This is a genomic window from Microbulbifer flavimaris (assembly GCF_001641755.2).
GTDB lineage: Bacteria > Pseudomonadota > Gammaproteobacteria > Pseudomonadales > Cellvibrionaceae > Microbulbifer > Microbulbifer flavimaris.
Genome location: NZ_LRFG02000002.1, coordinates 307,700 through 322,921 on the forward strand (window position 1 = coordinate 307,700; position 15,222 = coordinate 322,921).

General features: G+C 57.1%; 11 protein-coding genes. 6 read left to right on the forward strand and 5 right to left on the reverse strand.

Annotated features, from left to right (window positions below):
• Positions 1-130: 130 nt before the first annotated feature.
• From rnr to AWR36_RS06215, 4 genes are all read left to right on the forward strand, one after another.
• Entirely contained in the window at positions 131-2,404 is a 2,274-nt protein-coding gene (gene rnr / locus AWR36_RS06200) for a ribonuclease R (protein WP_067082640.1), read from the forward strand.
• Positions 2,405-2,861: 457 nt separating this feature from the next.
• A complete protein-coding gene (locus AWR36_RS06205) occupies positions 2,862-3,539 on the forward strand; it encodes an SDR family oxidoreductase (RefSeq protein WP_067082643.1) in 678 nt (225 codons plus the stop codon).
• 77 nt (positions 3,540-3,616) lie between these two features.
• On the forward strand, positions 3,617-4,282 hold the full coding sequence (locus AWR36_RS06210) for a pseudouridine synthase (RefSeq protein WP_067082646.1): 666 nt from the start codon (positions 3,617-3,619) through the stop codon (positions 4,280-4,282).
• Positions 4,283-4,499: 217 nt separating this feature from the next.
• Positions 4,500-6,908 carry a sialidase family protein gene (locus tag AWR36_RS06215; protein WP_067082648.1) on the forward strand — a complete coding sequence of 803 codons (2,409 nt, stop codon included), beginning with the start codon at positions 4,500-4,502 and terminating at the stop codon, positions 6,906-6,908.
• Positions 6,909-6,999: 91 nt separating this feature from the next.
• Here AWR36_RS06215 and AWR36_RS06220 read toward each other — a convergent pair whose 3' ends face one another.
• The 5 genes from AWR36_RS06220 to AWR36_RS06240 are packed head-to-tail and all read right to left on the reverse strand — an operon-like array spanning position 7,000 to position 12,188.
• Positions 7,000-8,316 (reverse strand): ABC transporter permease, encoded by a 1,317-nt coding sequence (locus AWR36_RS06220; protein WP_082679438.1) that lies wholly within the window; start codon positions 8,314-8,316, stop codon positions 7,000-7,002.
• Positions 8,313-9,545 carry an efflux RND transporter periplasmic adaptor subunit gene (locus AWR36_RS06225; protein WP_067104539.1) on the reverse strand — a complete coding sequence of 411 codons (1,233 nt, stop codon included), beginning with the start codon at positions 9,543-9,545 and terminating at the stop codon, positions 8,313-8,315. The genes AWR36_RS06220 and AWR36_RS06225 overlap by 4 nt, the downstream gene beginning before the upstream one ends.
• Positions 9,542-10,561: an HlyD family secretion protein gene (locus AWR36_RS06230; RefSeq protein ID WP_067082655.1), complete on the reverse strand. Its 1,020-nt coding sequence runs from the start codon at positions 10,559-10,561 to the stop codon at positions 9,542-9,544. Before AWR36_RS06230 ends, AWR36_RS06225 begins: the two co-directional genes overlap by 4 nt.
• Positions 10,558-11,520, reverse strand: a complete 963-nt coding sequence (locus AWR36_RS06235; protein WP_067082658.1) for an HlyD family secretion protein — start codon at positions 11,518-11,520, stop codon at positions 10,558-10,560. The genes AWR36_RS06230 and AWR36_RS06235 overlap by 4 nt, the downstream gene beginning before the upstream one ends.
• A complete protein-coding gene (locus tag AWR36_RS06240; protein ID WP_067082661.1) occupies positions 11,508-12,188 on the reverse strand; it encodes an ABC transporter ATP-binding protein in 681 nt (226 codons plus the stop codon). The genes AWR36_RS06235 and AWR36_RS06240 overlap by 13 nt, the downstream gene beginning before the upstream one ends.
• Before the next feature lie 342 nt (positions 12,189-12,530).
• On the opposite strand from AWR36_RS06240, the gene AWR36_RS06245 reads away from it, so the two are divergent.
• Positions 12,531-14,804, forward strand: a complete 2,274-nt coding sequence (locus AWR36_RS06245) for a putative monovalent cation/H+ antiporter subunit A (protein WP_067082664.1) — start codon at positions 12,531-12,533, stop codon at positions 14,802-14,804.
• Positions 14,801-15,220 (forward strand): Na+/H+ antiporter subunit B, encoded by a 420-nt coding sequence (locus AWR36_RS06250; protein ID WP_067082667.1) that lies wholly within the window; start codon positions 14,801-14,803, stop codon positions 15,218-15,220. Before AWR36_RS06245 ends, AWR36_RS06250 begins: the two co-directional genes overlap by 4 nt.
• Positions 15,221-15,222 lie beyond the last annotated feature (2 nt).

Below are 15,222 nucleotides of genomic sequence, written 5' to 3' on the forward strand. Positions count from 1 at the left end.
GCAACACAAGCTCAGCCCCGTTGAGCCTATCCGCCTGCATACCTTGCCGAGTAACACCTGATCTGCCCTGCCTTATCACTCGAGTTTTTACCCAGCGCAATTTTATTGGCGGTTTTTCCGAGAGAAAATCATGAGCAAAGCTCCAATAGCCAAATTTAATTCGCTGGACGCCGAAAAGTACAGCAACCCGATTCCCGCCCGCGAGTTCATTATGAGTTTGCTTGGAAAGAGTGATGAAGTGCTTGATCGGGAGCGACTGGCAAAAGTCCTGCACCTCTCCGGTGATGCGGAAAAAGAGGCATTGCGTCGCCGCCTGCGTGCAATGGAACGCGATGGGCAGATCCTTTTCGATCGCCGCCAGGGTTACAGCCTTATCAAACCCGAAGAACTTTTGACCGGTCGCGTAATCGGCCATCCGGACGGCTTCGGCTTTCTGACCTGTGACGGCGCGGAGGATGACCTCTTTTTATCTGACAATGAGATGCTAACCGTCTTCGATGGTGACCGCGTGCAGGCACGCATCAGCGGTACAGACCGCCGCGGCCGCAAGATCGGCGTTATTGTCAATGTGCTGAAACGCAACACCTCGCATCTGGTGGGCCGTGTCCAGTTTGAAGATGACCACTATTTTCTCAAGCCGGAAAATAGCCGGATTGCCCACGAGATTGATCTTGATCGTGACGAACTGATGGGCGCAAAGGCCGGGCAGTATGTTTCCGTTGAAATCATCGACTTTCCCAGCCATCGCTATAATGCCTTCGGACGCGTGACCGAGCTACTGGGCAATGCCATGGCCCCGGGCATGGAGATCGACGTGGCAATCCGCAGCCACGACATCCCCCATACCTGGCCCAAGGCTGTAGTACATGCGGCCAGGCAGCTGGGCACTGAGGTACCCGAGGCAGACAAGCTGCATCGTGCCGACCTGAGGCAACTGCCGTTTGTGACCATCGACGGTGAAGACGCCCGCGACTTCGACGATGCCGTATATTGTAAAAAAGAGGCATCGGGTAATTGGCGGCTGTTCGTTGCGATCGCGGACGTTTCCCACTACGTGGCGCCAGGCAGTGCACTCGACCTGGAAGCACAAAATCGCGCTACTTCCGTGTACTTCCCCGGGCGCGTTGTCCCGATGCTACCGGAATCACTGTCTAACGGTTTGTGCTCGCTCAATCCCCGGGTTGACCGACTGGTAATGGTCTGCGAGATGACCATCAGCAAGTCTGGAAAAATGACGGACTATACCTTTTCAGAGGGGGTCATTCATTCGCATGCCAGGCTCACTTATAACCAGGTGAACGCATTCATAAATTCACCAGATTCAGGCCCGGGGCGAAAGACCGCTCGCAAACTTGGTGAGATAGGACCGCACATCCACGCGCTGCACCAGCTGTATTCGGTATTGAAGAAAGCCCGAACAAAGCGTGGCGCAATGGACTTTGAAAAGCCGGAAGTGCAATTCAAGTTTACCCAAGACCGCAAGATCGAACGCATCGTACCCGTCAACCGTAACGACGCGCACATGATGATTGAGGAGTTTATGCTGAGTGCCAATGTGGCGACCGCAGGCTTCCTCAAGCAACAGCAGATGCCGGCACTGTACCGCGTGCATGAAGGCCCACGGGACAAAAAGCTGACCACATTGCGCGCCTTCCTTAACGCCAATGGACTCAAGCTGGCTGGAGGCAACGAGCCTCGCCCCAAGCACTACGATCAACTACTGAGCAGCATCGGGCAGCGCAGTGATGCGCAGATCATCCGCACCATGATGCTGCGGTCACTCAGCCAGGCGGAGTACAGTCCGGATAACCGGGGCCATTTTGGCCTGGCGTATTCCGCTTATGCGCACTTTACCTCACCCATTCGCCGGTATCCGGATTTGATGGTACACAGGGCAATTCGCTCAGTGATCCGAAAGCCAAAGCAACGCGCCAAGCTCCCCCAAGCATTGAAGCTTATATTTGGCGGGAGCAAGGCAGCGGTAAAACGTTTCGACGGCGCGGCGCTACTCCCCCCGCAAAAGAGCTATCCCTATGACAAGGCGGCAGTACAGACTCTTGCAGAGCACTGCTCTAACGCCTCACGCCGGGCCGACAAGGCAAGCTGGGATGTAGAGGCCTGGCTGAAGTGTGAATATATGCAGGACTTTGTCGGCGAGGTTTTCCAGGGTCAAGTCAGTTCCGTTACGCACTTCGGGCTGTTTATTGAAATCGATGACCTGCAGGTTGAAGGACTGATCCATATATCGGCACTGAAAAAGGACTATTACAACTTCGACGCGGCCAATCAGTACCTGACCGGCGAGCGGAGCAATACCCGCTTTGCCATCGGCGATGCCATCAGAGTGCGCGTTGCGAGGGTCGATATGGAGCGACGTAAAATAGAATTTGCGCTAGCTGACTAGCGCAATTCCAGTACATGTTCCAAGTGTTCACTCCTACAAGTGCGCCAGTCTCAAAGCTGCTTGATCACTTTGAGCCTGGCATGAACCAACAGGACTAGCGGCCTGATCCGGAGATATCGTCGCTGCCATGAAATCCCGCCCCTGCCGCGCACAAACCTTGCCCTTTGCGCTCCGTCATTGATTCGGGGGCCTACCAGGCGGGAATATTACTCGACGCAATCATCAATACATCGACTCCATCACGGGAACCCCCCCGTTTTGTGCCCAAGGTCAGACTCCCACGCACTACAGCTTAGATTCGGCGGCTTTCCCACAAGGCGCTGCAAGCTTTATATGTGTGAGCGAGACAGCTTCGGGATCTATCCTTATACCATCGAGGTAAGCCGGGTTCGAAGATGCGATCAACAGCTAGCGCTTACCAATAGCAAACTTCACCTCAATGAGAGGAAGAGCTCAGATGACATCCAAAGTAATGCTCATTACCGGCGCATCTAGTGGCATCGGCCGCGCAACGGCGCTCAAGGCTGCCCGTGAAGGCTTGCAGCTGGTACTGACCGCCAGAAGTGCCGCCCCCCTGGAATCCCTTGTACAGGAGATTGGGGCAGATAAAGCCTTCTCATTAACCTCGGACGTCTCTAAATTCGACGAACAGTCAAAGGTTGTTGAGCAGGCTATCGATAGATTCGGGAGACTTGACGCGGTATTCGCCAATGCCGGTACCGGCGTCGACCAGCCCGGCACGGAGAATGGGGATCCCGAGGAGTGGCGCCAGATGCTGGACGTCAACATCATGGGTTTGCTGTGGACGGCCAAGCTGACCCTGCCTCACCTTCGTGCCACCAAGGGCCACTTCATCATGACCGGCTCCCAGGCCGGCAGGATCGCCCTGAAAGGCTCTATCTATGGCGCTTCCAAGTGGTTCGTGCGCGGCTTCGGCGCCAATCTCGCCGAGGAGATGGCAGAATGGGATGGACGCTGCACCGTCATCGCCCCGGGCATGGTCAACACGGAATTCTTTGATGAGCCCAAGCCGGACAAGCTCGATCCCCAGGATGTGGCCGACGCGGTATTATTCGCCATCAATGCGGAGCCGCGCTGCAATGTCCGGGAGATATTCCTGACCCCCACCTTCTAGATTGGGTGACTTTTCCCCGGGGATGCCCGTGGTGTGGTCACCGATGAACGATCAAGCTCCAACCATGGTTTCCCGGCGTGCGCGAGTATCGGCCCCCTACTGATCCCTACCTCACGGTGGTTCACAGCGACCAGTCCCTGCTGGTGCTGGACAAGCCCAGCGGCCTGCTGTCTGTGCCCGGTCGCGATCCCGCCCACCGCGACAGCCTGGCCAGCCGCGCCCAGGAGCGTTTTCCGGGCGCGATGACGGTCCACCGGCTGGATATGGACACCTCCGGGCTGGTGATCATGGCCCGCAATCCAATCGCGCACCGGCAACTGAGCCGCCTGTTTCAGGATCGGCAAGTGGAGAAGGTCTATTACGCAAAAGTCTGGGGAGAGCTGGCAGAGGAATCCGGGGAGATCGACCTGCCCCTGATCTGCGACTGGCCGAACCGGCCGCGACAGAAAGTGGATTTCGAGGTGGGTAAACCCTCACTCACCCGATGGGAGCGTGTTGCCGTGGGTGATGGTTATAGCCTGGTTCGCCTGAAGCCGGTTACCGGGCGCTCACACCAGCTGCGGGTCCACCTCCAGGCTATCGGGCACCCCATCCTCGGCGATCCCTTCTATGCCCATTCACAGGCGCTCAAGGCCGCGCAGCGACTATTGCTGCATGCGACGACACTGAAGCTTCAACATCCGCTCACCGGCTTGGAAGCGCATTTTGAGAGCAAACTTGATCTTCAGCTCTTCAGTATCTGAGCCCACCTCCTGACACCCAAAGATAAAAAACCTCCCAAGCCAAACCGTTCTATTGTGATGCGCATCACAGAAACATCTTCAATTTCTTTTTTAGGAATACCTCTGTGATAAAAAAAACATGGATATTTGAAGTACTTCAGGATTTATGGGGTCGCAGCTTACCCCTTAGATTGAGACAAACAAAAATAACCCAGTTCGCAGCTGGGCCGGGGGAACAATGAAAAGGACTTTAATTAATACCATTACGCTGTCATCAAGCATCCTACTTGTCGCATGCGGCGGAGGGGGCTCTGGTGACGGGGCAACTCAAGATAGCAACCCTCCCACCAGCACCTCCCCGACTGTCCTTATCGGCTCGATCATCGATAGTCCAATCCAAAATATTCAATTCAAAACCAGCTCAAATCGAGAAGGTACAACTGACAATAATGGTGAATTTGAGTTTGAAGAAAATGACACCGTTGTCTTCTCAATCGGAAACATAGAGTTTGAAGCTATCGATGCAAAGCAGGGCCTGACCCCCCTGGAGCTGTTCGGAACAGGTAACCTTGAAGATCGTAGAGTCATCAATTTCACGCGATTTATCCAGACTCTCGACGACGATGGCGATATCAGCCTGGCCATTACTATTACCGAAAGAGCTGCCAGTGCAGTAGAAACGTCAAGCTTAGTCCTTTCTGATTTTGACAGTGAACCCGCTGACTTTTCAGCGAGTGAAAAAGTCCAAAATTTACTCACTGAACTTAACTTGAGCGAACTGGTTAGCATCGACAATGCCAACACGCACTTTAGTGAATCACTAAGATCCTCCGATATCATCGATACCGACGATGACGGCTCCCCCAACAAAAATGATACCGACGATGATAATGATGGCATCGAAGATCAACATGATGAACACCCCTACGATGAACAGGCCAGTGGGGATTTCGACGGTGATGGCATAGATAACATTGATGATAATGACGACGATAATGACGGCACTGATGACTCCGCTGACGATTTCCCTTTTGACGGTTCTGAAACCACTGACTCCGACGGTGACTCAATCGGTGACAATGCGGACACCGACGATGACAACGATGGCTTTTCAGATGATATCGACGAATTCCCTTATGATCCGGATAAGAGCGGTGATGTAGATGGGGATGGCATCGACAACCTCAGCGACGATGATGATGACGGTGACGGGGTCTTGGACATAAATGACCAGTTCCCTTTGGACGGCTCGGAAACTGAAGACTTTGACAGTGATGGCATCGGTGATAACGCAGATACTGATGATGACAATGACAACATCATCGACTCTGAAGACAGACTGTATGTCACTGGGCAAAGGGACTCATATCTCCAGGAAGAAACCATCAAGCTCACGGCAAAAGGATTCGATCCCAATTTTGAGATAGCGCTTGAGTCCGACGGCTGGCACATCCAATTCTACACGTACAGCGTGGAAGAACCTGGAAACTACCTGACCGAATATGTAAATGGCGGTGCCTACAATGCCAATTTTGATGCATTTTCAAAGCTTTGGACTATCGAATACTGGGCGCCAAGAAAACCTGGTAATTACCGAACAGAGCTTTCCCTCTACTGCAGCATGAGCCCGAGCGCCTGTGAGAGCTTCCCCTACGAAGAGGTGAAACAGAATATCTTTTTCGCCAGTACTTGTGAGCAGGAACCGTGTACCTATGAGCCACTGCCTGCAAGAGGAAACTACGTCACCAATACGGCAACGTCCTCAGTGCAACCAGGGTTCGCACAGAAGAACGACGGCAGTCTCATTGCGATCTATTCAGTGAATAGTGAGTTCAGCACGCTGAGCACGGAATCACTTGATGGGGGAGCCACATGGGAAGACAAGGCTACTTTACCAGAAAGGGTTTATGGTGACCCTTCAATCATTGAAACTGCTGGTGGCTCACTAATATTCGCCGCGCTTTGTAATGGCGGTGGCGGGGTCTGCCTTTACTCCTCATCAGATGGCTCGCTATGGTCAAAGCAGGATATATCACCTTTACTTAACTTCGAACGATGCACCACCTCTGAGTGCACTGAGGAAATTACCGCGGACTCCATAATCCAGCTTTCCAATGGAAGCTATGCTATTTCCTATTCGCACAGGCTCGAGGAAGGCAATGAAATCAAATATGATGTTTTTGTTTCCTCAAGCGAGGACCTGCAGAATTGGAGCAGTCCCGTACAGGTGTCAAATGGACCAGGATGGGAGTACAGCTCCAGCCTACTTCAGACTGAAACTGGTAAGTTTTACATTGCTTATCGTTCAAACGACAGCCAGACAACTACCGTTGCAGCATCTGATGATTTAGCCGACTGGAGCCAGAGGTTTACCCTTGGCAGCTATAACTATGGCTCAAATCCAACGCTGGTAGAGATATCGGGCAAGCCCACGGTTTTCTATGCGAGGAATTTTAACCTTTATTACAGTTACCTGATGTCGAGTGGCACTTTCTCTGACCCATCCATTGTTGCAGATCAGATACCATTTGGACCTGATGTTAAACTTCTTCAAAACGGGAAGCTCGGCATAATTTATGAAATGGATCTTAACAACCAGAGGGATATTTTCTACGAGGAGCTTGATGCTCCGCCGGTAGACGGCTAGCCATATCAGCTGGGATATTTTTGAAAGGGCTGCCTCCGGGCGGCCCTTTTTTTATTCGGAACCCGAAGTCAGGCGCTTGATCACAACACCTCTAATCGCTCTGCAGCGCGTCGATCGGGTTGAGCTTCGATGCCTTGATGGCCGGGTAGACCCCAAATACCAGCCCGATCAGGGCACAGACGGAAAACGACAGCACAATCGCCTGCAGAGACCAGGACACCGCCCAGCCCGCATAGAGTGCGATCGCCTCAGAGAGCAACACCCCAAACAGAATACCCAGTAATCCGCCGAGGATGGCGATGGTAAAGCTCTCCACCAGGTACTGGGTGCGGATATCCCGCTGGGTGGCGCCCACCGCCCGCAGCAGGCCGATCTCACGGGTGCGCTCCAGCACGGTGGCCAGCATGATGTTCATGATGCCGATCCCCCCCACCAGCAGTGAGATACCGGCGACACAGGACATGACGATATTGAAGATGGTCTGTGTTTCCATCTTCTGTGCCATCAGTGCCGCGGGCACCACCATGGTGAAATCCTTGACGTTGTTATGGCGGCGATTGAGAAGGTGAGTGATCGCCCGCGCAGCCTCATTGGCGTCGGTGCCCTCGGCCAGCTGGAACTTGAGCTCGCTGACTTCCGCCGCCAGCAGCGGATGCGGAAAGCGCTGCATGGCGGTGGCGAAGGGCACAAAGATCTGGTTCTGTTCGGCTCCCAGGCGGACCCCTTCGAACTCGGCACCATCGACGAAGGGCGAGTCGAGTACACCGACCACCGTGAACCATAAATGATTGACCTTGATGCGGCCGCCGATCGCTGGCTGACCCGGGAAAAGCTGGCGGGCGACAGACTCACCCAGCACCGCCACCTGGCTCAGCTGCAGCTCATCCTCATCCCTAATCAGGCGGCCGGCCGACAGCTGGAATGGCGACATACGGAAATAACCGGGACTGACGCCTGTGGCCGCTGCCTCATTCTTGCCGTATTCGCTGAACACGCTGTAAGTTTCGAGCGATTTCTGCGCCGCGAACGCCTCGACAAAACCTAGTGTCGCCAGTGCCGCCTCACCGTCGCGCAGGCTCAAGCCCGCTGACTGCTTTCGCTGCTCGTAAAGTTCTTCCTTCTCCAGCTCCGGGCTCTGCACGATCAGGTTGTTGAGGCCCATGGTCTCGATCATGCGCAGGGCCTCCTGTTCGGCGCCCTTACCGATGTTCAGCATGGCGATGACCGCTCCCACGCCGAAAATCATCCCCAGCAGGGTAAGCAGGGTGCGCAGCTTGTGCTGTGACAGCTCGGCCAGGGCCTCGCGAAAGCTCACCAGCAGTGCCTGGCTGCGACCAGCCCGGTACCCGGTCAGGGGTCGCTGTTGCGGGGTACTTTCTCCGACCGGATCCAGTAGCGATTCGCTCATCGGCTCTCCTCCCCCCGCGCGGTATCGCGACTGTCGACCTCGTAGAGTGCGATTCTCTCGCCGGGCTCTAGCCCGCCGGTAATTTCGATATGGGTCGGGGTCACTGCGCCCGTCGTCACTGGCCGGCGTTCGAAAACACCGTCCTGGTATACATGTACATAGCTACCGTCGGCATCACGGAACAGGCTCTGTACGGGTATCTCGATGCGTCGTTCGGGGTCCGCCACGCGGATTTGCGCACGGATGCCACGGCCCAGCTTGAATTGCTCCGGGTGCTGCTGCGCGAAAGTGGCGGTGACCTCGTAATACTTTTGCGGGTTGCCCCGTTCGATGGAAGACGGGGCAGCACTGATACTGGTGACGGTGGCACTGAACTTGCGGGCTGGCTCTGTCTCGAACCACAGGGTGACCGGCTGCTCCTCCGCCAGGCCGGCGGCCTCCCGGTCCAGTACCAGTAACCGCGCCTGCATCAGGCTGACATCGGGCAGGTCGCCCACCTTGCGGCCCGGCCAAATGCGCTTGCCGACCTGGGGCTTTTCACCACGCCAGTTCGCTTCATAGGTGATAAGGCCGTCGTGGGGGGCAATAATTTCCAGCTCGGCGAGGCCTTCGTCCAGCCGTTCGATTTTCGCACTGTGCTTTTGTCGCTGTACCGACAGCACGTCCATTGCACCTTCGGCACTGGTTGAGAAACGCTCGTTTTTCCAGTCGAGGAATTCGAGCTTGGATTGCAGAAACTGGGTATCGAGCTGGTCATCAAGTATTTCCAGGCGGGACTTGATACGGTCGTCATCAATTGCAAACCGCTCGGCAAAGTTTTTTTCTGCACCCACCTGATCCATATCCAGCAGGATTCCCTTCTGCTCGGTGGTCAGCGCGCCTTCTTTTTCCCGCAGGTCTTCCGCAACCAGCGACAGGTCGCCCCGGGCCCAGCGCCGCTGTTGACGCATCAACTGGGCATCGAAGCGGACGATGACATCCCCTTTTTTCACCTTCGAGTACTCGGGCGCCATCCACGCAATCACTTTGGACGGACCGGCCATCGGAGCTTGGATCGCCGTCGCCTCCCTGGCCTCTAATTCGCCCCGGGCAAATACCAGGGCCTCGCGCTCGCTATAGGAGACCTGGTACAACAGTGGCTCAGACATCTCGTCAGCACAGCCGCCCAGCAGCGTGCCCAAACCCAACAGTGAGCCAATTAGAAGCCTTGTCGTCACGGCGTGTTTCATCGGCCCTCCCCGGCTGTGGTCGCGATCGGCTTCGCGGCATTTACCGCTCCCAGAACAATGGAGGCCGTCATCCCCGGTTTCAGGTCGGCCTCTGTTCCCGGCTCAATGCCCACCAGCAGATCGATCACCCGCCGTCGGTCTCCGCGGGCGCGATCGCGCACCACGCTACCCAGTTCTATGATCGTGCCACTGAGCGTGCGCGCCTCGGCACTATCGATGGTCACGTCCACTTCGGCACCGACATACAGCTGCCCCTTGTCCACCTCATCCGCCTGCGCGCGTACCTGCATCTGCGACAGATGAGAAATCTGCAGCACGGGCTGACCGAAGCGCACCGACTCCCCCTCTGAGGGTTTTTCGCCCTGCCAGTTGGGCAGGTACTGGACCAGCCCAGCGATAGGGGCTGTCACCCTGAGCTTGTTAACTTCTGCCTGCAGGGAGGCGGTTTCCGCCTCCAGCTGCTCCACCTTGCCCTCGGCAAGGGAGATATTGAGCACACGGGTACGCCGATGCAGTTCCGCCAGCTCGCGGGCAAGCTGCAGATCGTTAGTGGCAATCTCGAAATCAATCGCGGCTTTCTGCCGCTCGTTTCTCGACATGGAGTGATCGAGGATTTCTGCACGACGGCGGGCCTTTTCATATTCGGCCCGCTTTTCCTCGATGGCCAGTTTGTCATCCTCGGCAATCTGTTCTTCAGTCAACACTATGTTACCGAGCTCACTGCGGGCCTGCTTCAGCTCGGCCTTTTTTTCGATCAGGCGCTCCCGCACCGGCTTGTCATCAAAAGCGACAACAATATCCCCCTCCTCCACATGGGTATTTTCCGGCACCAGCTGCTTGATACTGTATTGCCACATCCTGGAAATGGATGGCGGCGCCACCATAACCGCGTTGGCGGATTCCAGCTCGCCGGCGATCGGCGGCAGCCCAGAGTCACTCCCCACTGCATGCCGCTCATCCGGTGCATCCGTACAGGCGGTCAGCAGCAGGGCGAGGCAGGCGAGAGAGCGTTTCATGAATCCACCTCCGGAAACTCGATCCGTGCACCCATGCCCGGCAGGATTTGAAACTCCGGCGCCTCCGACAGGGAAAATACCAGGCGGTAGTACAGGCCACTGCCCCACTCCTTACGTCTCTGCGGCTGGGTGGCGATCTCGGTGAGTGTGGCTGGCAGCTCACTTTGCAGGCGGGAATCAAATGTGAGGACCGCTGGCTGCCCCTCGCGCACCCGGTCGATATCGATTTCGTGCAGCCAGGCTTCAATATAGAGATCACTCAGCGAGGGGATTTCTGCGATTTCCCACGAGGGCTGCGCCGTCATACCCACAAATACCCGCTCACCGGTCCATGGGTGCTTGCCATAAAGCACCGGTCCGGCACGTTCAGCGCGCAGAGACATCGCCGCAAGCCGCTCCCGGTTCAATTTCAGTTTATCGAGGGATCGATCGATACTGATCTGCTGCTTCTTGATAGCAACATCACGGGCCAGTTTCGCCTGTGCCAGTTCCTTGCGCGCTTTCTCAACCTTTGCCCGGGCCTCCGTTTTGGCTACCTGGAACGACTCGTATTCGAAAGCACTGAGAAACTGCTTCGGCACTGCCGCATCAATGGCGGCTTTTTTCAGCAGCAATTGTTCACGCTCGAGGGCAAACTCTTTTTCCAGCACTGTCTGGGCGTGTTTGTTTTTCTCCTGCTGCAGCTTCTCCCTAGCGGTATTCAGGGCCACTGTTTCCGTGTCGATGGCGCCCTGGATTGACGCCCCATCGAAAACCACGACGATCTCACCCGGCTGCGCCACCTGGCCCTCGGGCATCAGCCACTGCACTTCCACCCGCCAGTTGTCAGTCATGGGGGCGTAAAATGCCTGGCTTTCCCTGGCCCGCAACTCTCCGCTCAGCAATAGCGGTGGCCGCGGTTCTGCAGCCACCGCCAGCAGGGATACCGAGCAAAGCAACAGCAGTATCAGGCGTGACACGATGAGTCCTCCACCACCTTGCCATCGCTCATGCGAATAATGCGCTGGGCGTGGGCGGCGATCTCCGGCTCGTGGGTCACCATAACAATGGTCTGCCCCTGTCCGTGCAGCTGCCTGAGCAGATCGAGAATTTCTTCAGATGTTTTACTGTCAAGGTTGCCGGTGGGTTCATCGGCAAAAATCACTTTGGGCCGATTGATCAGCGCGCGGGCAATGGCGACGCGCTGCCGCTGGCCACCAGACATTTCGAACGGACGATGCGTGAGGCGATGGCCGAGTCCTACCCGTGCAAGCATCTCTGCCGCACGATCGCGCGCGCTGCTTTCATCCAGATTGGAATAGCGCAGCGGTAGCATGACGTTCTGCTGGGCCGTGAGCCGGGGCAATAAGTGAAAGGTCTGGAAGATAAAACCGATATGGCGGTTGCGAATGGCGGAGAGCGTGTCGTCATCAAAGCTGCCCACCTCGCGTCCATCGAGCCAGTACTGGCCCGCGCTTTGCTGGTCCAGGCAACCGAGAATGTTCATCAGTGTCGATTTACCGGACCCGGATGAGCCCATAATGGCGACAAATTCATTTTTCTCGATCTGCAGTGAGACATCTGCGAGCGCCACTACCCTGGCATCGCCATCGCCGTATTCCCGGCGCAGGTTTTTTATCGTTATCACGTCCTGTCCCGATACGGGCGTGAGCCCGTCGGACTCCCTGTCAACAAAGTGGTTATCGGCAGGTTAATCATCCTAGTCTGGTCTGGCAAGTAATCTCACGCTGTACGACTTTCATTGCCCCCCCATAATAGTCATATCATCGGGCCTGACTTTCAGCACAAGCTTCAGCTGTTTTCCTGTCAATGCACACAGGCCAAGCATGGAATAGGCTGTAACCTGGCGCTCCATAGTGAGGGGACTGGTCCAAATGCGTGCTATTCAACGTATCAGAGAGGTATGCAGGGTGCCTTGCACCAAGGGGACCAGCCCCATTGATTCATTCGGCAGCAAGGGCTCGACTTCATGACAGGCCACCGGGACACGGAGGACGCGGAACCACGCCAGACGCTCATAGCTTTGGTCGCGCCACTGGTGCCTGCCGCCATTACCCTCCTCCTCCTCACGCAGCTCCCCCGGGTGATGGCCGGCGAAGTCCTGACATTCGGCTGGGCCTGGGTCCCGAGCCTGGGTATCTCCGCCAATTTCTTTGTCGATGGCCTGAGCTCCCTGTTCGCGCTGCTGATCAGCGGTATCGGCGTATTTGTTGCCATCTATGCTGGCAGCTATCTTTCGGGACACCCCCACCTGCGCCGCTTCTACCTCTACCTGCTGCTGTTCATGATCGGCATGCTGGGGCTGGTCATGGCCGCGGACCTGATCACCCTGTTCGTGTTCTGGGAACTGACCACGATCTCCAGCTATCTGTTGATCGGCTTCAACCACAGCAACAGTGCCGCGCGCCGCTCGGCCTTGCAGGCGCTACTGATCACCGCGCTCGGCGGGCTCTGCCTGCTGGCAGGCTTGATTCTCCTAGGTATCACGGCCGACACTTTTGACCTGCGCGAGATTCTCACCCTCGGTGAACAGGTGCGTGCGAGCACACTGTATGTGCCAATCCTGATCCTGGTTTTACTGGGGGCCTTCACCAAGTCAGCTCAGCTACCGTTCCACTTCTGGCTGCCCAATGCCATGGCAGCACCCACTCCGGTCAGCGCTTACCTGCACTCCGCCACGATGGTGAAGGCGGGTATCTACCTGCTGGCGCGACTGCATCCTGTGCTCGCCTACACCGAAGCCTGGCAGTGGACCCTGACGCTGGTCGGTGCCGCCACTGCGGTGGTGGCAGCGGTGCTGGCCCTGCGGCAGACAGACCTGAAATTGAAGCTCGCCTACACGACAGTAGTGGCTCTCGGCACGGTCACCATGTTCCTCGGCGCCGAGGCTTCAGTCGCCATCGCCGCCGCAGTGACGTTTATCCTCGTGCACTCTTTCTACAAGGCAGCCCTGTTTATGCTGGTGGGTATCATCGACCACCGGACCGGCACCCGCGAGCTGGACCAGCTGGGCGGGTTGCGTAGCGCAATGCCCATTACCTGTTTCGTCGCCGCTGCAGCAGCGCTGTCTATGGCAGGCTTCCCCCCGTTTCTCGGCTTTATCGGCAAGGAGCTGAAATATGAAGGCGCGCTGGCAATCGCTTCCGAACCCCTGCTGGTGGCAGGAGCGGCCGTGTTTGCCAATGCGTTGATGGTGGCAGTGGCGGGAACCGTGGTATTGAAGCCCTTCTTCGGCCAGCGGCGGCCGGCGGACATCCCGGTCACGGAAGCGCCACCGGGACTGTGGCTGGGACCACTGGTGCTGAGTGGTCTGGGGCTGGCCTTCGGGGTCGCCACACCGCTGGTAGCAGACACCCTGATCCAGCCCGCGGTAACTGCCATCCTGGGGCGACCGGAAGTGGTGAAAATGAAGCTCTGGCACGGGATCAACCTGCCGCTGATCCTGAGCCTGCTGACATTCACACTCGGCATACTGGTCTACCTGGCCCAGCGCCCAATACGTGCGGCACTGGCCGCATTCTTCTCGCGCCTGCCGCTGAGTGGCGACCGCGCCTGGGACCGACTGCTGGAAGGCCTCAAGACCCTGGCGGCAGTGCAGACCAACCTGCTACAGCACGGTGTCATGCGTCGCTACCTGACGGTGATCTTCGCCACCGTGGCTGCGGCACTGGGGTTCGTCCTGTTGCGAGCGGGAGAGATTCCGCTGGATATCGACTGGCCACAGCTGACCATCAAGGAGTGGGCCGCGCTGGCCCTGACCCTGGCCGGAGCCCTGGTAGCCGCTACGGCCCGTGCACCGCTGGCGGCCATCTGTGCACTCGGTGCCCTGGGGGTTGGCCTGGCACTGATCTACCTGTTCTTCGGTGCGCCGGATGTCGCCATCACCCAGCTGTTGGTAGAAACCCTGTTCCTGGTGCTGGTAGCCACCACCCTGCACCGCCTGCCGGTTTTTTCCGGTGCTCATAATCCCCGCTTCCGTCCGCTGGACGCATTGCTCGCGCTTTTTGTCGGCGCCCTCGTCACGGTGTCGATACTTGCGGTCATGCAGACACCATTTGATGCCACCACCAGTGAATACTTCGAGCGCACCGCGGTGCCTGAAGCCTACGGACGCAATATCGTCAACGTGATTCTGGTGGACTTCCGCGCACTGGATACCTTCGGGGAAATTGTGGTGGTCTTCACCGCTGCCATCGCCGCGGCCACACTGATCGGCCATCGCCTGCGGAGGAAGAAATCGTGAATTCCGTCATTCTGCAAACTGCCACTCGAGCCCTGGTGGCGCTGATCCTGGTATTTTCCATCTATATGCTGCTGCGCGGGCACAACCAGCCCGGCGGTGGTTTCATCGCGGGGCTGATCGCCGCCGCCGGGTTCGCACTGTTCGCCATGGCCTGGGGTATTGCCGCAGCGCGCCGGGCACTGCGCGTCGAGCCGGGCAAGCTGGCCGCGATCGGCGTGTTACTGGCGGGAATTTCCGGCGCCGTGGCAGCTCTGCTGGGACAGGCCCCGTTTACCGGTCAGTGGCTCTTTATCGGCGCGACAGAGGGAGACAAAGGACTGCCAATCAGCACCATCCTGGTCTTTGATATCGGGGTTTACCTGTCTGTGCTGGGTGCCGTAGTGGCACTGGTTTTTGCACTGGAGGAGGACGCCTGACC